The sequence below is a fragment of the Desulfovibrio sp. JY genome (genome assembly GCA_021730285.1).
GTDB lineage: Bacteria > Desulfobacterota > Desulfovibrionia > Desulfovibrionales > Desulfovibrionaceae > Solidesulfovibrio.
Genome location: CP082962.1, coordinates 1863902 through 1888639, shown reverse-complemented (window position 1 = coordinate 1888639; position 24738 = coordinate 1863902). Strand labels below are relative to the sequence as shown.

Annotated in this window: 19 protein-coding genes; 13 read left to right on the top strand and 6 right to left on the bottom strand. The window is 65.4% G+C overall.

Annotated features, from left to right (window positions below; all coding sequences use genetic code 11):
* Positions 1-387 precede the first annotated feature (387 nt).
* Positions 388-960: a hypothetical protein gene (locus tag K9F62_08420; GenBank protein ID UJX42681.1), complete on the bottom strand. Its 573-nt coding sequence runs from the start codon at positions 958-960 to the stop codon at positions 388-390.
* Between the two features lie 916 nt (positions 961-1876).
* Between K9F62_08420 and K9F62_08415 the strand changes: the two genes are divergently transcribed.
* The 9 genes from K9F62_08415 (at position 1877) to K9F62_08375 (ending at position 13512) form a co-directional block, all read left to right on the top strand.
* Positions 1877-3439: a methyl-accepting chemotaxis protein gene (locus K9F62_08415; protein ID UJX43171.1), complete on the top strand. Its 1563-nt coding sequence runs from the start codon at positions 1877-1879 to the stop codon at positions 3437-3439.
* Between the two features lie 540 nt (positions 3440-3979).
* Positions 3980-5125 carry a sulfite exporter TauE/SafE family protein gene (locus tag K9F62_08410; GenBank protein ID UJX42680.1) on the top strand — a complete coding sequence of 382 codons (1146 nt, stop codon included), beginning with the start codon at positions 3980-3982 and terminating at the stop codon, positions 5123-5125.
* 350 nt (positions 5126-5475) lie between these two features.
* Entirely contained in the window at positions 5476-6066 is a 591-nt protein-coding gene (locus K9F62_08405) for a hypothetical protein (protein UJX42679.1), read from the top strand.
* Positions 6067-6149: 83 nt separating this feature from the next.
* Positions 6150-7088: a phosphate/phosphite/phosphonate ABC transporter substrate-binding protein gene (locus K9F62_08400; protein ID UJX42678.1), complete on the top strand. Its 939-nt coding sequence runs from the start codon at positions 6150-6152 to the stop codon at positions 7086-7088.
* Positions 7085-9139, top strand: a complete 2055-nt coding sequence (locus K9F62_08395; GenBank protein ID UJX42677.1) for a PAS domain-containing protein — start codon at positions 7085-7087, stop codon at positions 9137-9139. Before K9F62_08400 ends, K9F62_08395 begins: the two co-directional genes overlap by 4 nt.
* 5 nt (positions 9140-9144) lie before the next feature.
* Complete coding sequence (locus tag K9F62_08390; protein ID UJX42676.1) at positions 9145-9516, top strand: response regulator; 372 nt, start codon at positions 9145-9147, stop codon at positions 9514-9516.
* A gap of 14 nt (positions 9517-9530) precedes the next feature.
* A complete protein-coding gene (locus K9F62_08385; GenBank protein ID UJX42675.1) occupies positions 9531-11993 on the top strand; it encodes a pyruvate, phosphate dikinase in 2463 nt (820 codons plus the stop codon).
* A 22-nt stretch (positions 11994-12015) separates the two neighbouring features.
* Positions 12016-13080 (top strand): dual specificity protein phosphatase family protein, encoded by a 1065-nt coding sequence (locus K9F62_08380; GenBank protein UJX42674.1) that lies wholly within the window; start codon positions 12016-12018, stop codon positions 13078-13080.
* Between the two features lie 60 nt (positions 13081-13140).
* Positions 13141-13512, top strand: a complete 372-nt coding sequence (locus K9F62_08375; GenBank protein ID UJX42673.1) for a hypothetical protein — start codon at positions 13141-13143, stop codon at positions 13510-13512.
* A 57-nt stretch (positions 13513-13569) separates the two neighbouring features.
* Here K9F62_08375 and K9F62_08370 read toward each other — a convergent pair whose 3' ends face one another.
* On the bottom strand, positions 13570-14418 hold the full coding sequence (locus K9F62_08370) for an NAD(P)H-binding protein (GenBank protein UJX42672.1): 849 nt from the start codon (positions 14416-14418) through the stop codon (positions 13570-13572).
* A gap of 247 nt (positions 14419-14665) precedes the next feature.
* Here K9F62_08370 and K9F62_08365 point away from each other — a divergent pair, with 247 nt between their 5' ends.
* Together K9F62_08365 and K9F62_08360 are read left to right on the top strand one after the other, a co-directional pair.
* Positions 14666-15799: an MltA domain-containing protein gene (locus tag K9F62_08365; GenBank protein UJX42671.1), complete on the top strand. Its 1134-nt coding sequence runs from the start codon at positions 14666-14668 to the stop codon at positions 15797-15799.
* 24 nt (positions 15800-15823) lie between these two features.
* Positions 15824-16942, top strand: a complete 1119-nt coding sequence (locus K9F62_08360; GenBank protein ID UJX42670.1) for a fused response regulator/phosphatase — start codon at positions 15824-15826, stop codon at positions 16940-16942.
* Between the two features lie 55 nt (positions 16943-16997).
* On the opposite strand, the gene K9F62_08355 is transcribed toward K9F62_08360, so the two are convergent.
* The 4 genes from K9F62_08355 to K9F62_08340 form a co-directional block, all read right to left on the bottom strand.
* Positions 16998-17342: an STAS domain-containing protein gene (locus K9F62_08355; protein ID UJX42669.1), complete on the bottom strand. Its 345-nt coding sequence runs from the start codon at positions 17340-17342 to the stop codon at positions 16998-17000.
* Between the two features lie 56 nt (positions 17343-17398).
* Entirely contained in the window at positions 17399-18622 is a 1224-nt protein-coding gene (locus K9F62_08350; protein UJX42668.1) for an HDOD domain-containing protein, read from the bottom strand.
* Positions 18619-21018 carry a PAS domain S-box protein gene (locus K9F62_08345; GenBank protein UJX42667.1) on the bottom strand — a complete coding sequence of 800 codons (2400 nt, stop codon included), beginning with the start codon at positions 21016-21018 and terminating at the stop codon, positions 18619-18621. Before K9F62_08345 ends, K9F62_08350 begins: the two co-directional genes overlap by 4 nt.
* Positions 21019-21099: 81 nt before the next feature.
* Positions 21100-21549, bottom strand: a complete 450-nt coding sequence (locus tag K9F62_08340; GenBank protein UJX42666.1) for an Rrf2 family transcriptional regulator — start codon at positions 21547-21549, stop codon at positions 21100-21102.
* Between the two features lie 452 nt (positions 21550-22001).
* Between K9F62_08340 and K9F62_08335 the strand changes: the two genes are divergently transcribed.
* Together K9F62_08335 and K9F62_08330 are read left to right on the top strand one after the other, a co-directional pair.
* On the top strand, positions 22002-22598 hold the full coding sequence (locus K9F62_08335) for a TetR/AcrR family transcriptional regulator (protein ID UJX42665.1): 597 nt from the start codon (positions 22002-22004) through the stop codon (positions 22596-22598).
* Entirely contained in the window at positions 22598-24727 is a 2130-nt protein-coding gene (locus K9F62_08330) for an STAS domain-containing protein (protein ID UJX42664.1), read from the top strand. Before K9F62_08335 ends, K9F62_08330 begins: the two co-directional genes overlap by 1 nt.
* The last annotated feature ends 11 nt before the right edge of the window (positions 24728-24738 follow it).

Here is a 24738-nt window from a genome sequence, read left to right as displayed (position 1 = left end):
CGGGTTGGCTGCCTGCCTGCCCGTCGGGGTGGGCGGTGCGGCCGCGCGCGGCGCATATTTGAAGAATACGCCTTCGCGTCCGCTCCGCCCACCCCGACGGACCTGGACACGCGCTTCTTACTTGGAAACGCTGTCGTCCCCGGAAATCTTGATCCGCCCGCATGCCGTCTCTCAGAACGGCACTATCCCGCCCCTCAAAACGTTGCTCGATACCGGAAAATTGGGATCAGGCTGTCTCGATCTGCCGGCTGACGATCATTTACAGGGAGCAATGGAGCCCCCTCTCCCATAACGGAAACGCCTCCCTCTCTCCCCGAAAAGCGAAAGAGGGTTTCTCCTGACATAACCGTTACAAGTTTTTGAAAGGGGTCCAGGGGAAAACTTTTTTCAAAAAGTTTTCCCCTGGCCGCCGGAGGCGTCCTTTGCCCCTCCTCCCGCGACAAGCGCGGCGGGGGCATCGGCGACAGCGGTCGTCTCGTCCGGCGCGGGAGCCGGGGTGGGAGCGGGAGCCAGGGTCTCGATGCCGGTGTCGGCCTGGACGACCTTTTTCCCCTTGGCCTGACCGCCTTCCAGGGTGGCCAGGGCCTGCTCCACCAGCCTGTCGGCGAAATCGGACCGATTGGGATAGTGCATGGCGGCCAGGAAGGTCCGCACGGAAGTCAGGTTTTCCAGAACATGAATGTATTCGTGGCGGCCGGCGATATCTTCGGACTCGGGGTAGGCCACGACGTAGTAGACGAGGTAGCGGCCGGCGCGGGTGACGAAAAGGGCGATGAGTTCCACCCGGCCGGGCGCCGGCGGCATGAGCCCATCGGGCTCATGTTCACGACGGAAAAACGCGACCAGCCGGCCGTAGACGGTCACGGCCGCGCCATGGCGGGGCAGACGGAAGCGACGCGGCTTGCCAAGCAACCGGTCGCCAATATCCTTTTCGCTTTTGGATCCGAAAAACGGGAGCATCGGCAGGGGCCTCCACGGGAGTGGCTACCCGCGGTCCGGGGCCGGGGCAAACGGGGTATATCCCGTGGCCCACGCACGGTCAAAGGAAAACCGCCGGGTTCCTGTCCGGTCATGGGGCATGCCCCCAGGACCGCCCCGGGTTTACCGCAATCGCGACGGCAAAAACCGCAAGCCGCCTCGAACGCCCGGTTGCACCACGGCTTTTCCCCGAGAAAACAGTTGATTGGTTTTATTTCTTCCCATCTTCCTGCATCTGCCATACAATAAGCACCAAGCAAATTGTATGATTCGTGTCTATTGCGTGGAAGCAACCTTGTACGACTCCGCTTCGGAAGACGGTGGCCTGGAGTACCCGTTCCCTCCCGACAGATGAGAAGGGACGGCAGCGCATTCATCCCCATGATGCAAGTGAGGAGAACCCATGAGCCAAAGCAGAAATCTGTTCGGAAAATTGAGTTTCAAGCTTGCCTTAAGCTACGCCATTCTTCTCGTCGCCATCGCAGTGGTCGGTTATACCGGCTACCATGCCGCCAAGACCATCAGCGGCAACCTGGACTTGCTGTTCTCCCGATTCCTGCCCAGCGTGGATCTGCTTATCGAGGCCGACCGCGATCTGCACCAGTTGCTGGTTGCCGAACGGACAATGCTGTTTACGGATGTCGATTCCGAATCCTTCAAGAAGCTTCAGGAAACCTACGACCTGAACCTCAAGCAGGCTAAGGACCGCTTCAAATCGTTCAAGGCCCTGGCCACGACGCCCGAGGAAAAGCAGCTTGCCGGCCAGTTCGATGCGGCCATGCGCCAGTGGGAAGGGGTCTCGGCCAAGGTGGTCAAGGAGCGCCTGCGCAATACGGACGCGTCGACCGCCGAAGCCATCGCCCTCTCCAAGGGCGAGGCCAATGACAAATTCGAATACATGCGCGAATTCATCAACAAGCTCACGGAAATCCAGCTGGGCTATTCCGAAGCGAAGAACAAGGAATCCGCCGCGCTGTACGAAAAATCCGTCCTGATCATCGCCATCCTGACCGGGGCCATGGCCCTGTTCGCCCTGCTGACCGGGTACTTCATCGTGCGCGGCATTCTGCGCAAGCTCGGCGGCGAACCCGACGAGATCGCGGCCATCGCCAGACAGGTGGCGGTGGGGGACCTGTCCCTGACCTTCCATGACAGCCCCTATCCGGAGAGCGTCTACCAAGCCATGCGCGACATGGTCGCCTCCACGGCCCAGGTGTCCCGGGCGGTCTCCAAGCTGGCCCAGGGCGACCTCGACGTGCAGGTGGAGAAACGATCCCAGGGCGACGAGCTGATGCATTCCCTGGCCGTGCTGGTCCAGGCCGAAAAAAACGTCACCGAGCTGACCCAGAAGCTGGCCATCGGCGACCTGGACGTGGCGGTGGTCCGGCGCTCGGAAAAAGACAGCCTGCTGATCGCCATCGAACACCTCGTCACGGCGGAGAAGGATATCGCCGCGATAATGGCCCGCCTTGGCCAGGGCGATCTGACCTTTGACGTGAAGCAGCGCGACGCCGCCGACAAGTTGATGGAATCCCTCGGCAAGATGGTCGCCAAGGTCGGCTCCATCATCCGCGACGTCCAGGACGGCTCCGTGTACGTGGCTTCGGGCAGCGAACAGTTAAGCGCCTCGGCCGCGTCCCTGTCCCAGGGCTCCACCGAACAGGCCGCCGCCATCGAGGAATCCTCTTCCGCCATGGAGGAGATGGCCGCGAGCATCGGCCAGACCGCGGACAACGCCAAGCAAACCGAATCCATCGCCGCCAAGGCCGCCAAGGATGCCCAATCCTCGGGCGAGGCCGTGTCCCAGACCGTCACCGCCATGAAGGCCATCACCGGCAAGATTTCCATCATCGAGGAAATCGCCCGGCAAACGGACCTGCTGGCCCTAAACGCCGCCGTGGAAGCCGCCCGGGCCGGCGAGCACGGCCGGGGATTCGCCGTGGTCGCCTCGGAGGTGCGCAAACTGGCCGAGCGCAGCCAGGCAGCCGCCTCGGAAATCACGGGCCTTGCCGCCACCTCCACGGATATTGCCGAAAAAGCCGGAAAGCTGCTGGAACAACTGGTTCCCGACATCCAGCGCACGGCCGACCTTGTCCAGGAAATAAACGCGGCCAGCCAGGAACAGAACCAGGGCGCGAGCCAGGTCAACCAGGCCTTGCAGCAGCTGGACCACGTGATCCAGCAAAATGCCGCCGCGGCCGAGGAGATCGCCTCGACGTCCGAAGAGCTCTCCGCCCAGGCTTCGCAGTTGCAACAGACCAGTTCCTTTTTCCAGCTGCCGGTGTCGGAGGCCTCCCATCAGCCCCAACAGGCCCCCATGATGCCCACGCGGACTCCCATGCCAAAAGCGCCGACGCGCGCGCGGCTCTCCGGCCGCCCCGCCCCGGCGCGACACGGAGCCTTCATCGCCATAGAGGATGAAACGGATAAAAACGGCGAGCAGTTCGAGCACTATAAATAGGCTGGCGTTGTAGCCGCTTGCCCGGGCAACCGGGCGTTCTTCCCTTTCCCGCCGCCAGGGCGGGAGCTTGCGGGAAGGACCTGAAGAAAGGCGTTTCCCGATCCCGCCGAGGCAGGGGTCGGGGAGCGCCTTTTTTGGGGAGTCTATTTGTGAAATAGATCACAAATCAAGGCGCGATTTTCCCCCCATTTTCCGCCCTCCCGTCCGTTTCATTGCGAAAAACGGAACGATTGCAATGTCGTCTTGACAGGAAAGGGCGATACTGCTCTAAACTGCAACAAAATCTTTTACGGCCCGTCACGGACGGCCGAACGGCCTTGAAAAAACTGCTGCAAGACGGTTTTTACGGGATCATGAAGCAGGCTAATGCCACGAAGCTTCCCGTATGAAACAACGATTGCACAAGACAAGGTTGTAAATTGCGGCGGTAGGCATAGTGTCGCCCCGCTTCCGGCTCAAGGAGCGGCCACGGTCACGACCGGGTCGCGCGCCCATTGCGCAACGGTTCTACTGATGCCGCCAAGGCAAGGAGAATGCATCGTGAAAAACTGGAAAATGACCCTGCCCCTGGGGCTCGTCGCCCTGGCGGTCCTGACCATGTGGGCCCACCCGGCCCTGGCCGACAAGCTGGCCGACGCCATCGCCTCAGCCCCCACCGGCACCGGCCCCGGACATATCGATCCGGCCGCGCCCAAGGGCTTCCTCGGCATCCCCGGCGCCCCCCAGGTCAACCTCATCGTGGCCTTCTGCTGGGCCGTGTGGGTCGGCTGGATCTTCTCCACCGTCGGCGCGTTCGGCGGCGTTATGGCCGGCGTCGGCCACATCACGGTGTACGGCCTCGGCAACTACGCCAAGTCGTTTAAAAACACCGCGCCCTCGCTCAACAAGTTCATCACCGACTCCATCCGCGTGTCCAACCAGTGCCTGGTCGGCCTGTCGGCGCTGATCTCCTCCTTCAACTACTGGAAGATGGGCCGCCTCGTGCTGCCCCTGGCCATCTCCCTCGGCGCCGGCTCCATCGCCGGCAGCTGGCTGTCGGTCACCCTGTCCCAGGGCAAGGTGTCCTTCTCCGCCTACCAGGGCTACTTCGGCCTGTTCGTCCTGCTGCTCGGCGTCTACCTCTTCTGGGGCACCACCGCCGCCGCCCAGGCCAGCAAGAAAAAGGCCAAGGAAGCCGCCAAAGCCTTCGAGGAAACCGTCAAACGCCAGAAGAGCGGTGAGCAGATCGACACCAAGGCCCTCGGCGTCCATGTCACCGGCATCGCCCTCACCCGCGTGTCCTTCACCTTCTACGGCGTGGAATTCTCCTTCAACCCGCTGATCCCCTTCGTCGGCGGCATCGTCATCGCCGCCGTGGCCGCCTTCCTCGGCGTTGGCGGCGGCTTCCTGCTCGTGCCCTTCCTGACCAACGTGGCCCAGCTGCCCATGTACCTGGCCGCCGGCACCTCTGCCCTGGCCGTGCTGGTCGGCATGATCACCTCCATCACCACCTTCATGTCCGGCGGCGTGGCCATTCACTGGCACCTGATCGGCATCGAACTGCTCGGCATCGTGCTCGGCTCCGTCATCGGTCCCCGCACCTCCAAGTACATCCCCGACATCTGGCTCAAGCGCCTTTTCATCGTCCTCGCCCTCTACGTCGGCAGCCGCTACGTCCTGCGTGGCTTCTTCGGCATCAGCATCTAGTCGTTGAGAATTGATAGAGAGCTGCCGGGGGAGGGACCTTTTTGAAAAAAGGTCTCCTCCCCCGGCCCCCCTCCCCCAAAAACTTTCAAAAAGATATCCTCAATAAAATCGGTCTCCGGGAAAACGCCTGAAAGCCAGCGGGAATGCCTTGTGTTTTTTGCAGGCATGGGCTGGAATCAAGCGGCGGATCATGGGAGATTACCCCCGACGATGGTTCGCGTGACCAGGGTCGGCCTGGGGCTGGGGCGGGCACGAAGGCGTATTCTTCAAATATGCGCCGCCCGTGGCCGCCCCAGCCCCAGGCCGACCAGCCAACCAACCAAGTAATTAAAGGCAAAACCTTACCTCTAGTGTTCAACATCCTCGACGCCATACTCATCGCCCCCTACCGGCTCCTGCCCAATGCCACGGCTGCCTTCTACCTGGGCACCGCCGTCCTGGCCCTGCTCTGCCTGCTCGTGGGCCGCATGACCTACGACCTTGTCTGGCTTTTCAACCGCAACCATTACGCCAAGGAAGAAGGCGAGATGGTGCGTATGCACAACCTGTCCGTGGCGGCCATCGAGGCCCAGAACAAGGTCGCCTACAAAGCCGCCAACAAGGAAGCCAACGAGGCCTTCGGGAAATCCTTTTTCGCCGGCGCCGCCCTTTTTTCCGTATCCATCTGGCCGCTGCCCTTCCTTCTGGCCTGGATGTCCATACGGTTTACGGGCGTGGATATCCCGCTTTTCCCCGGCTTCACCGTGCGCTACAACGCCGTCCTCCTCGGGCTCTACCTCGTTTTCCGCCTGGGCATGTGGTCTTTCTGGCGCTATTTGCCCCTTTTCGGCCGCGTGGAGCGCCTGCGCCGCGAAATGGCCGCCAAGCGCGCGCGCCTGCGTCCCTGGACCGAGCTTGGCAACCCCCGCGACCCAGCCGATTCGGGTTCGGATCACCCCTAGCCCCCCAACGAACGAAATACCGCCCCGCCCTTTCCAGCCGACGAAAAGTCACGTATCCTGGAGAACATCCGGGAGGTCGTACCATGCGGCGACGTGAGGCGCTTTTCGCCCTTTTCACCTTGCCCGCCGCCCTGCTTTGGGGCTGCGGCAACGACGATGACGCCGTGCGCGTGGACCTGTCCAAACGCGAGGAACCCACCTTGCGCCTGCCGCCCAAGGCCATCACCTACGCCTACCTGCCCCAGTACGCCCACACCGTGTCCTACGAACGCCACCGGCTGCTGCTCGAATACCTCGGCCGGGCCACGGGCCTGAACCTGCGCCAGATCTTCCCCGACACCTTCGAGGAACACGTGCGCATGGTGGAGCGCGGCGAAATCGACATTTCCTTTTCCAATCCCTTTGCCTACATCCGCATGGCCCGCTCCGGGGCCCGGGCCTTTGCCCGCATCATCGAGCCCTCGGGCAAGCCGGATTTCAAGAGCCAGATCATCTGCCGCCGCGACAACGGGGCCTTAAAGACCCTGGAGGACTGCCGGGGAAAGCGCTGGATGGCCGTGGACCCGTCCTCGGCCGGCGGCTACCTCTACGCCCTGGGCGAATTTCTGGAAAACGGCATACGACGCCGGGACTTCGCCGAGATAAGCTTCGCCCCGGGCCCGGGCGGCAAACAGGAGAAGGTGGTGCTGGCCGTCTATGCCGGCACCTACGACATCGGCTCCATCCGCGACGGCACCCTCGAAATCCTGCGCGGCAAGATCGACATCGGACAGATCCGCGTCCTGGCCGAGAGCAAGGCCTATCCCGGCTGGGTCTACGCCGCCCGGGCCGGCCTTGCGCCGCAGATCGTGGACCGCATCGCCAAGGCCATGTTCCACCTGTCCATGTCCCGCCCCGACGACGCCGTGATCCTCACCACCGCCGGCATGCGCGGCATCATCCCGGCCACGGACGCCGACTACGGCTCCGTGCGCCAGCTGGCCGAGAAGCTGGGCCTCGACGCCCTCGAGGACAACACATGATCGCCTGGCCCAAGCTCTCGCGCCTGAGTTTCCGCACCAAGATCAACTGCGGCATCGTGCTCATCGTCGGGCTCATCACCATTCCGCTGGCCTACCTGACCTGGCGGGCGGCGGCGGAATCGCTGAGGGCCGAGACCAGAAAACGCGGCATGGTGCTCTCCGAGAACCTGGCCATGCGGGTCTCCGACGCCATGCTGTCCATGGACCTTTTGCGGCTCAAGAACATGGTCGACGAGCTCAAAAAGGTCGACGACATCGTCTACGCCTTCATCCTCGACCGCGACGGCAACGTGCTGGTCCACACCTTCAAGGGCGGCTTTCCGGTGGAACTGCGCACGGTCAACGCACCCCAAAAAGGCGCGCCCCATATCCAGCTCCTCGACGACGGCCGGGAATACATCGACGACTTCGCCGCCCCGGTGGTCATTGTCGGCACGCCGTTCGGCACCACCCGCATCGGGCTTTCGCGCACCAAGGCCGAGGCCGGGGCCGACAGGCTGGCGCTCATGATCGTTTTCTACTCGGCCACGGCCATGATCGCGGCCCTGGCCCCCTCGACGCTTTTCGCCCGGCGCGTGACCGAGCGCATCAACCGCCTCAAGTCCCATGCCGAGGAAGTGGTCAAGGGCAACCTGGACCAGCGGGCCGGGCCGCGTGCCCTTTTCTCCTGCTCGTCCATGCTCGCCTGCGACAAGACCGCCTGTCCGGCCTACGGCGACCGCGACCGCCGCTGCTGGCTGACCGCCTCGCCCGACCAGCGCGGCGAGGGGCCGGAATCGTGCCGGGGCTGCCCGGTCTACGCCGCCCAGAAGGGCGACGAGATCCAGGATCTGGCCGAGACCTTCGACGTCATGGCCGTTTCCTTGAAGACCCACCTCGATGAGCTGCGCCGCACCGAGCGGGTGCTCAAGCGCCAGGAGCGACTGCTGCGCACCATCCTCGACGCCACCCCGGACCTGGTCTGCCTGCTCGACGAAAACCTGGCCTATCTGGCCGTCAACCGCGCCTTTGCCGCCTTTGTCGCCCTCGATCCCCAGGACATCGTCGGGACCACGGACCGCGACATCTTCCCGGCCGACGAAGGTACGGCCATGCACGATGAAAACGCCCTGGTGCTGACACGCTCGCGCCCGAGCGACCGGGAAGTGTCGCTTCGCCGCGACGGGGCCACGGTCTGGCTGCACGTGGTGCGCGTGCCCATCACCGACAGCCGGGGCAAGGCCATCGGCATCCTGCGCACCGCCCGCGACGTCACCCAGCTGAAGCAGTTCCAGGAACAGCTTATCCAGTCCCAGAAGATGGAGTCGCTGGGCAAGCTGGCCGGCGGTGTGGCCCACGAGATCAACACCCCGCTTGGCGTCATTCTCGGCTACGCCCAACTCCTCCAGGACGACGTGCCGACCGGCAGCCAGATCCATGCCGATTTGCAAACCATCGAGAAACAGGCCAAGGTCTGCCGCAAAATCGTGGCCGACCTGCTCGGTTTTTCCCGACAGGCCGAAAGCGCCAAGATCGAAATGTGCTTCAACAACTCGCTCATGGAAGCCATCACCCTCGTGCGCCACGCCTTTTCCCTCGAGCACACGGCCATCGTCACGGACCTCGACGAGCGCATGCCGATCATTTACGGCGACCCCGAAAAGCTCAAGCAGGTCTGGATCAACCTGCTGGCCAACGCCAGGGACGCCATGGGCGGCGGGGGAACGCTGCTCGTGCGTTCGCGCCTTTACGCCGCCGAGCAGAAGGTCACGGCCTGGTTCGCCGATACCGGCCCCGGCATCCCGGCCGAGAACTGCTCGCGCATTTTCGATCCTTTTTTCACCACCAAGCCCGTGGGCCAGGGCACGGGCCTGGGGCTTTCCGTCTCCTTCGGCATCATCCAGGACCACGGCGGTTCCATCAGTGTGGAAAGCCCCGTGCCCCATGGATTTTTCGACAGCGTGGACACCGGGGACGCGCCCGGCCCGGGAGCCGTCTTCATCGTGGACCTGCCGCTCGATCATGAGGAAACCATCGGCGGGGCCCTGCCCGCCGGACCCATGGAGGGATAACGCCCATGGCCGCAATCATCGTTCTCGACGACGTCATCGACGCCGGCGTCGTCATCAAGCGCATTCTCGAACGCAAAGGGCATACCGTCGGCGTCTTCACCGAGGAGGAGGAGGCCCTGGCCCATGTGGCGAAAAAAAAGCCCCAGTTGGCCATCCTCGACATGAAACTCAAGAAATTGAGCGGCGTGGAAGTCCTCGAAGAGATCAAGAAGCTCTCCCCGGAAACCCGCGTCATCATGCTGACCGGCTATCCCACCCTGGAGACCGCCCGGGAGTCCGTGCGCCTGGGAGCCTGCGAATACTGCGTCAAACCCATCGACAAGGAAGAGCTGGAGCGCAAGGTCGAAGAGGCCCTGGCCGGCCTGGACGCGGGTTAAGGGCCGGAGGGGACGTGTTTTCCAAGGAACTTTTCAGGCGCTGGACCTATCAGGTCTTTGCCCCGGGCGTGCTGCTGCGCGAGAAGTACAATGCCTTCCGGGAACTCTTGCGCTTCGACGACGTCTGCCTGGAGCTCATCGCCGCCGTGGAGGACATCCACTACGGCACGACCGTGGCCGACTGGGCCCGGGTGGTGCACCTGACCAAACGGCTTCGCGCCGCCGTCGAGGAGATGGTGACGCGGCTGTCGCGCCTGTCCCCCACCCGCTATCTCGATCTGCCGGAATACGCCAAGAAGATCGATTTCTACGTCCAGATGGCCTTGGACGTGCCGGCGGGGGAGATGACCCAGCCCTTTGTCGTGCCCCTTACGGACGTGGCCGGCGATGCCCAAAGGGCGGGGGGCAAGGCCGCCAATCTGGCCCGGGCCGCGGCCGAAGCCGGCGTGCCCGTGCCGCCCGGGTTCGTGGCCACCACCGGCGCGTTCCGCTATTTCCTGGAAGCCTGCGAACTGCGCCCGAAAATCGACCGCTGCCTGCGCCGGGTGGACCTGTCCCGCCCGGGCGACGTGGCCGATGCGGCGGCCGAAATCCGCCGGCTCATCCTGGCGGCCACGGTGCCGGACGAAGTGGCCGGTCCCCTGGCCGAGGCCGCCCTGGCCCTGGCCCGAAATCCGGACGGGACGACGGTTACGCTCGCCGCCCGCAGTTCGGCCGTGGCCGAGGACGGACGCGCCTCCTTTGCCGGCCAGTACGAAAGCCTGCTCGGCATCGACGCCGCCGACGCCGTGGCCGCCTACCGCAAGGTGGTCGCCGGCAAGTACACGGCCAAGGCCATCACCTACCGGGCGCTGACCGGCTTCGCCGACGCCGAAACGCCCATGGCCGTGCTGTTTCTCCCCATGCTGCCGGCCGCGTCCTCGGGCGTGCTCTACACCAGGGACAGCGCCGATCCTGGCGCGCCCATGGCCGTCTATGCCGTGCCTGGCCTCGGGGCCGATCTCGTCGAGGGCTCCGTCAGCCCCGAACGCCTGGCCCTGTCCCACGAGCCGCCGCATGTCTTGCTCGAACGCCGGTCCAGCGAAACCGAGGTTCTTTCCGACGCCGACGCCGCCAAGCTCGCCGCCATGGGCCTGGCCTTGGAAAAGGCCTTTGGCGCGCCCCAGGACGTGGAATGGGCGGCGACCGCCGACGGCGCGTTTGCCGTGCTCCAGTCCCGGCCCATGGCCGTGGAGGACGAGGCCCGAAACGCGCCTTCGCCCCCGTCCGTCGCCGTGGCCGCCCGGCCCCTCGTCACCGGCGGCATGCGGGCCTCGGGCGGCGCTGCCGCCGGCGTGGTGGCCCATGCCCCCACCATCCTCGACATCGAGGCCCTCGTCCCGGGCACGGTGCTCGTCACCCCCACCCTGCCGACCACCCTGGCCCGGGCCGTGGACAGGCTCGCGGCCGTGGTCGCCATTTCCGGCAGCCGGGCCGGCCACTTCGCCTCGGTGGCCCGGGAGTTCGGCCTGCCCGTCCTGACCGGGCTTCCGGACGCCTTCGCGCTCCTGCCCCAGGGGGCGGAAGTGACCGTCGACGCCGACGCCGGAACGGTCTACCCCGGCCGGGTGGCCGAACTGCTCGACCGGCTTGCGCCCACGCGTCCGACAACCGCCTCTCCCGTGGCCGAGCGGCTCGAGCGGCTGGTGCCGCTTCTGGCCCGGCTCACCCTGACCGACCCGGCGTCGGCGGATTTCACGCCGTCCAAGGTCCGGTCGTTCCACGACATCGTGCGCTTCGCCCACGAGAAGGCCGTCACCGAGATGTTTTCCCTGGTCGGCGACGACGGCCGGGGGCTGGCCTCGGCCCGCAAGGTCAAAAGCACCCTGCCCATGACCATGTACGTGCTCGACCTTGGCGGTGGCGTGTTCGAGTCCGCGGCCACGGACAAGGAGCTGCGCCCCGACCAGATCAAAAGCGCGCCCATGTGGGCCTTGTGGTCGGGGCTGGCCGCCGAGAACGCGCCCTGGCCCGAGGGGCCGCCCATCACCGACGATGCGGCGCTCGACCGCACGAGCGCCGGCCTTTTTACCGGCGAGGCCCGCCATCTGGCCAGCTATGCCGTCATCTCCGACCTCTACGCCCACGTCATGCTGCGCTTCGGCTACCACTTCACCGTGGTGGACGCCCTGTGCGGCCCCAAGGAGGGGCAAAACTTCGTCAATTTCCGCTTCAAGGGCGGCGGAGCCGATTTCGCCAGCCGGGCCCTGCGCCTGGCCTGCGTGCGCCGCATCCTGACCCATTTCGGCTTCACCGTGCGGTCCTCCGGCGACCTGCTCGACGCGACGCTCGCCCGCGTGCCCGAGCATATCGCGCAAAAACGCCTGGCCATGCTCGGCTGTCTGCTCGCCGCGACCCGGCTCCTCGACATGCGTCTGGCCGGACAGGCCGAGGCCGACGCCTGGGTGGAGGCGTTTTTGGCCCGCACCGACCGCTGACGCCAGCCGGGAACGCCCAGCCATGAACGGGACCGACGAGCACGCCTACCCCCTGACCTGGGTCACGGACCACCTGGCCGTCGGCGGCGCGCCCATGTCCCACGAGCAGCTCGATTCCCTGAAGGCCCAGGGCATCGGGGCCATCCTCAACCTGTGCGCGGAATTCTGCGACCTGCACGACCTCGAGGCAGCCGCCGGCTTCGAGGTCTATTACATGCCCGTGCCCGACGAGCAGGCCCCGGACCTGCCCGCCCTGGAAAAGGCGCTGGCCTGGCTCGACGAGGCCATCTACCTGGGCAAGAAGGTGCTCATCCACTGCCGCCACGGCATCGGCCGCACCGGCACGGTCTTAAACGCCTACCTGCTGCGCCGGGGGCTCGGCCACAAGCTCGCCGCCCGGATGCTGCGGCCCCTTCGCGCCAAGCCCGCCAACTTCGACCAGTGGTGGACCATCCGGCGCTACGGCCGGGCGGCCGGCCGGCTCACCATCCGCGAACCGCGCCTGGAAAGCGGCCATCTGGTCGATCTGGCCCCGTTTCTAAACGATTACGCCGGGCTGGTCGCGGCCGCGCGCATTGCCGCCAAGGGGCTTCCCCGGTGCGGGCGCGACCACGACCGCTGCTGCCGCACGCCGCTGTCCCTGTCGCTCATCGAGGCGGTGCACGTCAGCCACCGCATCAACGTGGACCTGGACAGCGAAACGCGTCTGGCCGTCATCGAAGACGCGGCCGCGGCCTCCCGGGAAATCGAAAAGCTCATCGCCCGCTACGGCGCGGGCAACGCCCACTGCCTCTCGGCCTGGGCCGGGCTGTGTCCGCTGTCACGGCAAGGCAAATGCCTCATTTTCGCGGGCCGCCCCCTGGCCTGCCTGACGAACGGCATCGAGGCCGAAGCCGCGTCCGGGCTGTGGGAGAAGACACTGGAGCCGGGGCTGCTCGCCTTGTCGCGCCAAGTGTTTCTGGCCCTGGCCGGCGGGCTTGGCGGCGCGAACCTGCCGCGCTTTCCCCTACCCGACGTGGTGTCGGGGCGCTACGTGTCGGCGGTGTTCAAGCATCTGCTCGCCTTGTCCAAAACGGACGGGCGTTGACCCGAAGCCGCTCCCCGGGCTACAACCACCCGCTACGATACGCCAAGGAGGTCGGGCATCATGGCCGAAGATTTCAGGACGCTGCTTATGGAAACGGACCGCCTGGTCGACGACGACCGCTGGTTCGGGGACATCCAGATCGGCGGCTGGTTCTATTTTTCCGCCCAGGCCGGGCCGTTTCACGAAAGCCGCCCCCAGACCCTGCAAGGCCCCATGGGCTATGAATCCTTCGAGCTGCGCCTGCAGACCGTGCAGGGCGTCATCAGCTACGGACGCTGGGGCGCCTGGGACGAGTTGCAGAAAAAGCCCTGGGCCAAGCTGTTCGCCACGACCAGCCCCACGGTTCTTTTCGCTCCGGACGTGCCCGTGGCCACCTGCCAGGAGATCTACGAGGACCTGCTCGCCTACGCCCGCACCCATCCGCTGCCCTGACGCGGCACGGGCCGTCGGGTCCGCCGGCAGGCAGCCCCGACGGCCAAAGTCCTTTCCTTACGCCGCCGTCTCCTGCCAGGCCGGCAGGTTGGCGGCAATGACCGCATCGAGCGTGCCCAGGGGCCGGCCCAGAAGCCGCGCCGTCCAGGTGTCGGGCGTCGCGCAAAATCCCTGCCGGCAACGCGCATAAAACTCCAGCACCCGCTCGATCTGGGGCGCGGGAAAGCCGCGCGACGCAAGCAGGTCGCGGGCCGCCGCCTCGGAAATGGCGACATAGCGGACCGTCTCGCCCAGGGCCGCGGACAGGCGCCGGGCAATCTCCTCGTGGTCAAGCGCTTCGGGGCCGCTTATCGGGATCGCCCGGCCGGCAAGCTCCGGGTCGGTCAGGGCCCGAAAGATCACGGCGGCGACATCGGATGCGTCGACATAGGCCACCTTGGCCGCCGCCAGGGGCAGACGCAGCGTGCGCTCCCGGGCGATTTCCGTGGACAGGGGCGGCCGCGCCAGCATCTGGGCGAAGAAATTCGGCCGTACATGCGTCCAGGCAAGGCCCGAATCCTCCACAAGCCGTTCGACCCGGCGGGTCGAAAAATCCGGGTGAAGTTCCGCGCCCAAGGCCGAAAGGTCGACCACGCGCCGCACGCCGGCGGCGACCATCGCCTCGATGAAAGGCGCGGCATGGACATGGGCCTGGGTATCGCCCGGCCGCGACAGGAGCATCACCGCCCCGACTCCGGCCAGGGCCGGGGCATGGCTGGCCGGGTCGAGCAGGTCGAACCGCACCCAGGCCCCGCCGCATGGCCGACGCGACGCCCCAACCGCATCGTGGCCGTGGCGCAAAAGCAGTTGCAAGACCTCTCCGCCGACAAGACCAGACGCTCCAAGAACAAGAATACGGTCAGGCATGGCGTTACGTTCCCCTTGTCTGTTATCATTTTCCCCGGACACGCCACCAACGGCGGCAATGCGCTCCTTGGGGATTGTGAACGCTATCCGCGCTTTTTCACGGCAACGCAATACATTGACTTTTCAATATGCCTGCCGCATAGTGCATACGCTGGTCGAGCGCTGACAACGCGTCGGCCCGCTCCCTTGTCCGGGCATTTCCACCGACCGCGTTGCCAACGCCCAAGCGCCGCGCTATAGCCCGGAAATGCGACGGCACATATCCAATTTTCCGCGTCTCCTGTCGGCGTGCTGCATACTGGCCGCCGTACTCGCCCTGGCCGGTTGCGCCGGGGTGCAGCAACCGGCTGCGAGCAGGCCGGCGACCGCCAAGAAAATCCCGACCGCGTCCAGGCCCCTCGGCCCCTGGGAGGCCCGCATCTCCCCGGCCAGCCAGCAGATCCCGAGCTTCGCCTCCCTGGCCCCGGCCGTGGACCGCTCCATCGCCTACACCGCCAGGAAATCGGCCTCGACCGTGGCCGTGGACGTCCCCGGCGTAACGCTCACCTGGGGCCGCCTGCACCAGGGACTGATCACCTTCCGCCGCATCCTGCCGGAACTCGACCGCAACCCGGCCGTGCTGGCCAAATACTTCACCTGGGCGCCGCTGCCCGCCAACACCCTCGTCACCGGCTACTACGCGCCCACCATCGAGGTTTCGCGCACCGAGCACGGCCCCTACGCCTGGCCCATCTACCGCAACCCCGGCCGGGCAATGGCCAAGAAATACAACCGTGAGGCCATCGACTTCTACGGGGCGCTTCGCGGCAAGGGCTTGGAGATCGGCTGGGCCAAGGACCCCATCGCCGTCTTTTTCCTGCACGTCCAGGGCTCGGGCCGGCTGCGTTTCGTGGAGGACGGTTCCACCAGCTACGTGCTCTACGCCGGCAGCAACGGCCGCCGCTACGTGGGTGTGGGCCGGGTCATGGTCAACGCCGGCTGCTTCACCAACGAGGAAATGAGCATGCAGGCCATCCGCCGCTATCTGGAAGAGCACCCGAGCCAGATCAAGCAGTACCTGACGGCCAACCCGAGCTACATCTATTTCAAGCCGTCCCAGACGCCGCCGGTCGGGGCCATGGGCGTGCCCGTGACGCCCCACGGCAGCGTGGCCGTGGACCCCGGATTCGTCCCCTACGGCACGCTCATGGCCCTGGACGCCGATCTGCCCGGCTATCCCGGCCCGGCCCCGGAGCGGTTCACGGGATTCGTCATGGCCCAGGACACGGGCTGCATGCGCGGCAACCATTTCGACCTCTACCTCGGCCCCGGCGAAAAGGCCGCCCACCAGGCGGGGCTCATGAAGGGCACGGGACAAGCGTATCTCCTCGTGCCGCGCTGACGCGACACAGGCCGGGCGGGTTTTATGACGCGGGTGCTTATCGCCGACGACAATCCGATCTTCCGGGAAGTTCTCAAGCGCCACGTGACCGGGCTTTTCGACTTCGACGTCGTCGAGGCCCGCGACGGGGCCGAAGCCGTGGAACTGGCCGGTCGCGCCCGGCCGGACATGATCCTGCTCGACCTCGTCATGCCGGGCATGGACGGCATCGAGGCCATCCGCCGCATCCGGGCTCTGCCCGGGCTGGACGAAGTCCCCATCGTCTTTCTCTCCGCCGAAACCGACCGCCGCATCTGGGCCGAAGCCCTCTCGGCCGGGGCCAACGACTTCATTTCCAAGCCGTACCACCGGCAGGAACTGGCGGCCCGGTTGTCGCTGCATCTCAAGCTTTCGCGCATGGGACAGGAGCTGCGGGCCCAAAACGCCCTTTTTTCCCGCGAACGCTACCTGGCCGGCTGCGTGCAGCGCCAGCTTCTCCCCAAGGACCTCAACTTTCCGGGATTCGATTCAGCGGCCGTATACCAGGCCCAGGAACAGGTGGGCGGCGATTTCTACGAGGCCTGGGACGACGGCGAGGCCGTCTACCTGCTGATGGCCGACATCTCCGGCCACGGCGCCTCGGCGGCCATGCTCATGGCCGTGTGCAAGGGGCTGCTAGTCTCACTGCGCGCCGAACGGCTCGCCCCGGCCGTGATCGTCGGCCGGTGCAACAAGCTTCTGTGCGACCTGCTCGACGGCGGCGACCTGGACATGTTCGTGACCATGGTCCTTTGCCGCATCGACCGGGCGAGCCCGGTCCTGACCGTGGTCTCGGCCGGCCATGTGCCGACCTTCGTCCTGTCGTCGCAGGGAATTTTGCAAATCGACTCCCACGGCCCGGCCCTCGGCATCATCGAGGACCACGCCTTCGCGGAGCAGGCCGCGCCTTTCGGCCGTGGGGACACCCTGTTCTGCTATACCGACGGGCTTACGGAATTGCGCTCGCCCAAGCGGGAGTTTTTCGGCGAAGAGCGGTTGCGGGAGCTTTTAGGCCCGGACATTGCGCCCAAGGACCTCATCGGCGAGATCATCGAGGCGGTCCTGCCCTTTTGCAAGGGCGTGCTCCAGGACGACCTGGCCATGGCCGCGCTGCGCCGGCTCTAGGGGCCTCGAAAGACGGGAAGCCCCCCGGGCGCACGCGCCCCCGCCCGAGGCGCGCCTACGGGCAGGCCCGGCCCAGGGCCGTTTGCAGGTCCGGATGGATATCGAACAGTGTGCCGAGGGTCACCACGCGGATGATTTTCGCCACATTGGGCTGGAGTCCGAAAAGCCCGAGCTTGCCCCCCCTGGCGGTCACGACCTTGCGGATCGACACCATGGCCCCGATGGCCTTGCTGTCCAGAAACGTCACCCGGGCAAGGTCGAGCAGCAGTTCGCGGGCGCCGGACGTCTCGTAGCGCGCAAGCACCGCCTCCTTGAAGTCCCCGCTGATCGTGTGGTCCACTTCCGGCACATGCACTTCCACCACCAGACAGGTTCCGTGCAGCGTCGTCGTCAGGTCCATAGCGTCCCTCCCGGCCCGCGCCCCGCAAGTCCAGGCGGCGTCAGTGTCATGTGGCGTCAGATATCCTCGGGAATCGGCCCCCGGGCCACCACCGCCGCGCAGGCATCGCGCCAGGCGGGCAGGCGGTCCGACAGCCCGGATGCGGCCAGATACAGGTCGTCCAGGGGATTTAAGGCGTAGCCCTGGTGGATCACCACCAGCTCGTGCTCCAGGCGGTTGGCCACATGCACCGCCAGAAGCGGCGAGAATCCGGCCCGGTGGTCGCGGCCGGGCTCATGGTGCAGGTACACCGCCCGCACCACCGGGTCCTCCACTCCCCAAAGGCCGAGCAGGTACGCCCCGACCTCGGCATGGGACGCGCCGAAATGCATCCGCTCCATGTCGAGGATGGTGCCTTGCCCCTCGCGGCAGGCGGCGATGACGTCCCGGTAGGCGTCAGGGAAATTGGTGGCCATGACCAGCTTGCCCACGTCGTGGAGCAGTCCGGCGATATAGGCGTACTCCCGAACGGCCACCGTGGCCCCTTCCTGTTCGGCGATCTCCCGGGCCAGCCGGCCGGTGCCGAAGCTATGCCCCCACAGCTTTTCCAGGTCGAAATCGCGAAAGGCGTCCTTGTCGAAGCGGTCGAAAAGCCCCACCCCGAGGACCAGCGCCTTGACCACGTCGAGCCCCAGCAGGTTGACGGCGTGGGCCGGACTGGAGACGCGGGTGCGCAGGCCGAAGAAGGCGGAGTTGACGAGCTTTAAAATGCCGGCGGACATGCCCACGTCCTGGGCGATGAGCCCGGCCACCTCGCGCATGGACGGCTCCTCTTTGGACAGCAGATCGAGCAGGTCCACGTAGAGCCTGGGCACGGTGGGCAGGCGGTCGATGCGGGCCACCACGTCCTTGACCCGCTCGTCGAGAAAAACCTCGCGCAGGGCCAGGCTCCTGTCGATGACGGCCTTGAGTTCGGCCGGCTGGCAGGGCTTGGGCAGAAACTGGTGGGCCGGACGCACGGTCTCGAGCACCATGTTGCGGTCGGAATGGCCGGAAAGCACGATGCGGATGGCGCCGGGGTTGTGAATTTGGACCTCGCGCAAAAACATGGCCCCGTCCATGCCCGGCATGCGCATGTCGGCCACCACCACGTCGAAGGGCTGCTCGGCGATCATGGCCAACCCCGTCGGGCCGTCGCCGGCAAAGGCCATGTCCCATTCGCCCCGCATGTCGTGGAACATGCGGCGCAGGGCGGAAAGAACGTTGGATTCGTCGTCGACGAAAAGAATACGGGTTTTCACACGCTGGCTCCGGACGGCGCGTCGGCCCGCTTCCCGCCAAAAGGCACGCGCACGAAAAACGTGGTGCCCCGGCCGGGTTCGGACTCGAAATCGATGGCGCCGCCATGCTTGCTCACCACGATGTTGTGGGTGATGGCGAGCCCCTGGCCCGTGCCCTTGCCCACTTCCTTGGTGGTAAAAAAAGGATCGAAAATCTTGCCGCGATTTTCCTCGGCAATGCCCATGCCCGTGTCGGTCACGGACAGAACGAGGTTGTCGCCATCGGCCGCGGTGCGGATGGTGATAACCCCTTTTTCGGCCGTGCCCTTGACCCTCTCGGCCACGGCATGGGCGGCGTTGACGAGGATATTGAGGATGACCTGATTGAAGTCCCCGGGCAGGCAGAAGACCGGCGGCAGGTTGCGGTCCAGTTCGAGGACCACGTCGGCCACGTACTTCCACTCGTTTTTGGCCACGGTGACGGTATTCTCCACGGCCGCGTTGATGTCCACGGCGGTTTTTTCCTCGCCACCGGGATGGGAAAACTTCTTCATGGCCGAAACGATGGCCGTGACCCGGCCCACGCCCTCCACCGACTGCTCCAGGGCGCGCGGAGCCTCCTCCAGCAGGAACTCCACGTCCGCCTCGCTTCTCGCCGCCGCAATGGCTTCGCGCGCCGCAGCATCACCGGCCGCGTCGGCCAGTCGCTCGGCCTCGGCCTGCACCCGGGAAAGCGCCGTGCCGAGCCCGGTAAAGGCCGTGGACAAAAAATGCAGGTTGTCACCGATGTACTGGGTCGGCGTATTGATTTCGTGGGCGATGCCGGCGGCCAGCTCGCCGATGGATTCGAGTTTCTGGGCCACGGCCAGCTGGCGCTCCAGAGCCTTGCGCTCGCTGACGTCGAAGACGATCTCGAAAAGCCGCACCTCGCCCCGACGCTTGGCCGAAACCACGGTCTTTATGACCGGCACGGTGCGCCCGTCGGGCCGCACCAGCCGCATTTCCTCATTGAGGATGTTGCGTTCCACGAGGGGACAGGCCGTCACGTCGCGCCCGTCCATGCCCCGCCAGCAGATCGCCCGGCAAGGCTCGCCCACGAGCTCTTCGCGGGGCCGGCCGCACAGTTCCTCGGCCACGGGGTTGACGTCCTCGATGCGCTTGGTCCGGGGGTCGATGATGAAAATCCCGGCCCGGATGCCGGCCAGGATGCGCCGCAGTACCTCCTGCTCGTCGCGCAGGTCCTTTTCCACCCGCTTGCTGTCGGTGACGTCGGTGGCCACGCCGACAATACCCTGGGGATGGCCCTCGGCATCGTCGAACCGGGCGCGGTTGAGCACCAGGTGACGCAGCCGGCCCGAGGCATCCTCCAGCGCCACCTCGAATTCCTGCACGCCGCCCCGGGCCAGGATTTCCCGGTCGCGTTCGGCCAGTTCCTCCCAGAGATCGTCGGAAAAAATCTCCCGGGCGGTCAGCCCCTGGGCGCTTTCGATGGTCATGCCCAAAAGGGTTGCGCAGGCCTTGTTGATGCTGACGTAATAGCCTGCGGGATCCTGGACGAAGATGGGATTGACGGCCGCGGCCATGAGGCTGCGCTGAAAGGCGAGCTGGTTGACGAGTTCGGTTTCGGCCCGCTTACGGGCGGTGATGTCTTCGGTGACGGCCAGCAGGCATTCGGAGCGGCCGTTTTCGTCGCGCACGGCCGTGAGGTTGATGCGACACCAGACCAGAGAGCCGTCCGGGCGCAGATACCGCTTTTCCCGGACCACGGAATCCTGCCGACCGGTCAACAGGTCCTGAAACGCGGCCTCCTGCCCCTCCAGATCGTCGGGATAGGTGAATTCACGGTAGGAACGGCCGATCAATTCCATGGCCGGCCGGCCGAGCAGACGGGCGAAACGCTCGTTGACCTCGATGAAGCGCCCCTCGGGCGTCTGGCGATTGACCCCCACGCCGGCCTGCTCGAAAACGGCCCGGAAACGCCGTTCGCTTTCGGAAAGATCCTGGCAGCGCCGGGCGAGCATATCCTCGGCCCGAAGCCGCAGGGCCGTCTCCAGGGCCACGGCCAGCATATGCTGTTCCAGGGGCTTGACCAGCAGCCCGCTGGGCTTGGCCTGGGCCGCCCGGAACATGATGCCGAGATCCCGCTTGTTCGTGGTGAAGATGACGGAAATATTCCTGGCGGCCACGGTGCGCCCCAGGTCCAGGCCGATGGCGGCATCGGGCGGCGACAGGTCGATAATGGCGATGTCCGGGCCGAGCCTGGCGACCATGTCCATGGCCGACATCACATCCGTAGCCGGCCCCAGGGCCTGATAGCCCAGACGCATGAGTTGCGCGCGCAACTCATCGGCCGAGGCAAGGTCGTTCTCGACGATCAGGACGCTTTTACGCCCTTCGCTTTTCTCCCCATCAACCATGCCGCACCCACCCCGCCAGGCCTGTTTCTCCTGGCAACTGCCCCACAGTAGGGCAAAAGGGCGCGTGCGTTCAAGTAGAATTCACCGGCAGGCGGCATCGCGGCGCGCGACGGCGGCTGCATCGGCCTTGGCCACCAGATCGGCCAGGGTGATGGCGTCGAGGCGCTCGTGCATGGCCCGGGCGGCCTCGGCCCATACCTCGCGGGTCAGGCAGTCGGCCAGGCGCGGACAGGCCTGCCCGCCGCCCTCCCCGTCGCATTCGACCAGGGACATGTCCCCTTCGAGGGCCCGCACGATGGCCCCCACGGTGATCTCGGACAGGGGCTTCGCCAGTTCGTGCCCGCCGCGCGGCCCGCGACGACTGCGCACGAATCCCGCCCCTTTGAGCTCGCGCACGAGCTTTTCCAGATACTTGACGGAAACCCCCTGGCGGGCGGCCACATCCTTGATGCGTACCGGGCCGTCGGCGGCGTGGAGGGCCATGTCCAGGATCATGCGGGTTCCGTAACGGCTTCGGGTGGTGAGCTTCATGGCCGCGGCCTCCTGGCGGGGATTGGGCGGGGGAGGCCGCCTCCGGGGCTGCCATCCATACGAAGAAGGTAGACAAACTTATCGGGAGCGTCAACGCGGGGTTATCCCGGGGGAGGGAACCCCTTTTTGAAAAAGGGGTTCCCTCCCCCGGCCCCCCTCCCTCCCCCAAAACTTCCCAAGGGGATGTCCCTTGGCGCGAATTTTAGTGACAACATACTGTATTTATTTAGAATAAGTATATGACTGCGCACTTCTCCACTTTGCAACACCAATGAAACACAAGCGGCCATATTCAGGACAATTCGGCAATCATGTCTGTAACCAGTCGATTATTTTGTATAATTTAAGCGTTTCAAATCGAAACAAAAATGCCCTATTTTCTTGACACGCATGGGGGGCCGAGCATAAGAAAAAACCGACTGAGCACTCAGTCGAATTGTGCCGGACTTCACATGACGAAAAAAGAAGCCATCCGCTACGCAGCCACCGTGCTGTTCGCCCACAAGGGGTTCCAGGATACCACCATGCAGGACATCTGCAAGGTGACCGGGACCGCCGAGGGCACGATCTTTTATCATTTCAAGAGCAAGGAAGGGCTTCTCATCGCCATTTTGGAGCAGGCCAAGACCCGCATCCTGGAAGAGTACGAAGCCGCCTTCACCGGCCGGGAGTTCGCCTCGGGACTGGAAATGATGGAAGAAGCCGTGACGTTTTATTTCCATCTCTCGGGGCTGATGGAGCACGAATTCACCCTGCTCCAACGGCAGTTTCCCCACCAGCTGGCCGAAGACAACAACGAATGCCGGGCCCATCTGGCGGCCATCTACAACTGTCTGACCGACATCTTCGAACGTGTGGTGCGCGCCGGCCAGCGCGACGGATCCATGGGAGACTTTCCGCCCCGGGAAACCGCCATGATCCTTTTCGCCATGGTCGACGGGCTGTTGCGGCTCAAGACCTGCAACCTCTACGACGCCGGGGCGCTTTTCGACGAGCTGATCGCATCCTGCCGCAGGATGCTGGCCAAACCACGTGACGGGAGTTGCTGATGCTGCTTAGAATCTTTCCCTTCCTCGGCTGGTTTAAGGGCTACGACATGGCGGCGTTTCGGGCCGACGCCATTGCCGGCCTCACCGTAGCCCTCGTGCTCATCCCCCAATCCATGGCCTATGCCCAGCTGGCCGGCATGCCGCCCTACTACGGCCTGTACGCCTCGTTTCTGCCGCCGCTGGTGGCCGCGCTTTTCGGCTCCAGCCGCCAGCTCGCCACCGGCCCCGTGGCCGTTGTTTCGCTGATGACCTCGGCTTCGCTGGCGCCCCTGGCCACGGCCGGATCGGAAGGCTACATCGCCTACGCCATCCTGCTGGCCCTGCTCGTCGGCATCTTCCAGTTTTCGCTCGGCGTCCTGCGCCTGGGGCTGGTGGTCAACTTCCTGTCCCACCCCGTGGTCAACGGCTTCACCAACGCCGGCGCGCTCATCATCGCCACCTCCCAGCTGTCCAAGATGTTCGGCGTGTCCGTGGACGCGGCCGACCACTACTATGAGACCATCATGCGGGTCGTGGCCGCGGCCGTGCATCACACCCACTGGCCGACGCTGATCATGGGCGCGGCCGCCTTCGCCATCATGTTCGGGCTCAAAAAGCTCAACCCCCGCATCCCCAACGTGCTGGTGGCCGTGGTCATCACCACGCTGGTCTCCTGGTCCATCGGGTTCGAACACAACGCCGCCGTGGACATAAGCGCCATCAAGTCGCCCCAGGTCGTGGCCGACATCGAGGCCTTCAACAAGGCCGCGGCCGAGCTGCCGGCCATCGCCGCCAAGCGCGCCGCCATGACCCCGCGCGAGGATGCGGCCAAGGCCTCCGGCGACGCGACCGAGGTCCTCAACATCACCCACGACCTGGCCCTGCTCGACCTGCAAAAGACCGTGGCCAAGGAAGAGAGCAGCCTCTACCGCACCAAGCTGCGCCAGTACCTGCTCGCCGCCGTGCCCGGCGAGGGCGGAAACCTTTCCTTCTACCTCCAGGGCGAGGCGCCGGCCGGAGCCAAGACCGACGGCCGGACCTGGATCATGCGCGTGGGCAACAGCCCGCTTAAGGCCGACAAGCTGCTCTTGATCGGCGGCGGCCAGGTGGTCGGCGTGGTGCCCTCGGGCCTGCCCGGCATCAGCTTCCCGAAGCTCGACCTCAAGGTCATGCTGAAGCTCTTCCCCTACGCCGCCATCATCGCCCTGCTCGGCTTCATGGAAGCCATCTCCATCGCCAAGGCCATGGCCGCCAAGACCGGCCAGCGGCTCGATCCCAACCAGGAACTCATCGGCCAGGGCCTGGCCAACATGCTCGGCTCGGCGGCCCAGAGCTACCCGGCCTCGGGTTCGTTCTCCCGCTCGGCCGTCAACCTGCAGGCCGGCGCCATGACCGGGTTCTCCTCGGTCTTTACCAGCGCCACCGTGGTCATCACGCTCTTTTTCTTCACGCCCTTGCTCTATAACCTGCCCCAGAGCGTGCTGGCCGCCGTCATCATGATGGCCGTCATCGGGCTCTTAAACGCCACGGGCTTCATCCACGCCTGGAAGGCCCAGTGGTACGACGGCGCCATCTCCATCATCACCTTCATCGCCACCCTGGTTTTCGCCCCGCACCTGGACAAGGGCATCATGATCGGCGTGGTGCTGTCGCTTTTGGTCTTCCTCTACAAGAGCATGCGCCCGCGCGTGGCCTCCCTGTCCCTGACCGAGGACAGCGCCTACCGCGACGCCTCGGTGTTCAAGCTGGCCGAATGCCCGTACGTGGCCGTGGTGCGCTTCGACGGCACGCTTTTCTTCGCCAATGCGAGCTTTCTGGAAGACCAGATCACCGACCGCATGCAATCCAATAAAAACCTCAAGCACATTATCCTGGCCGCGGACGGCGTCAACGACATGGACGCCTCGGGCGAGGAAGCATTGTCCCTGCTTGTGGACCGGGTCCGCAGCGCCGGCCTTGACATCTCGCTTTGCGGCGTGAAGGAATCCGTTATGGACGTCATGAAACGGACCCACCTCCTGGAACATATCGGCGAGGATCATCTCTATCCGGACCTGAATCAGGCCCTGTGCTCCGTGCACAAGGACTCCTGGCATGCTCCCGGCGAGAGTTGCCCGCTTACCAGCGTTTGCCGTCTGCCCGGCGCCTAAGCACGAATACC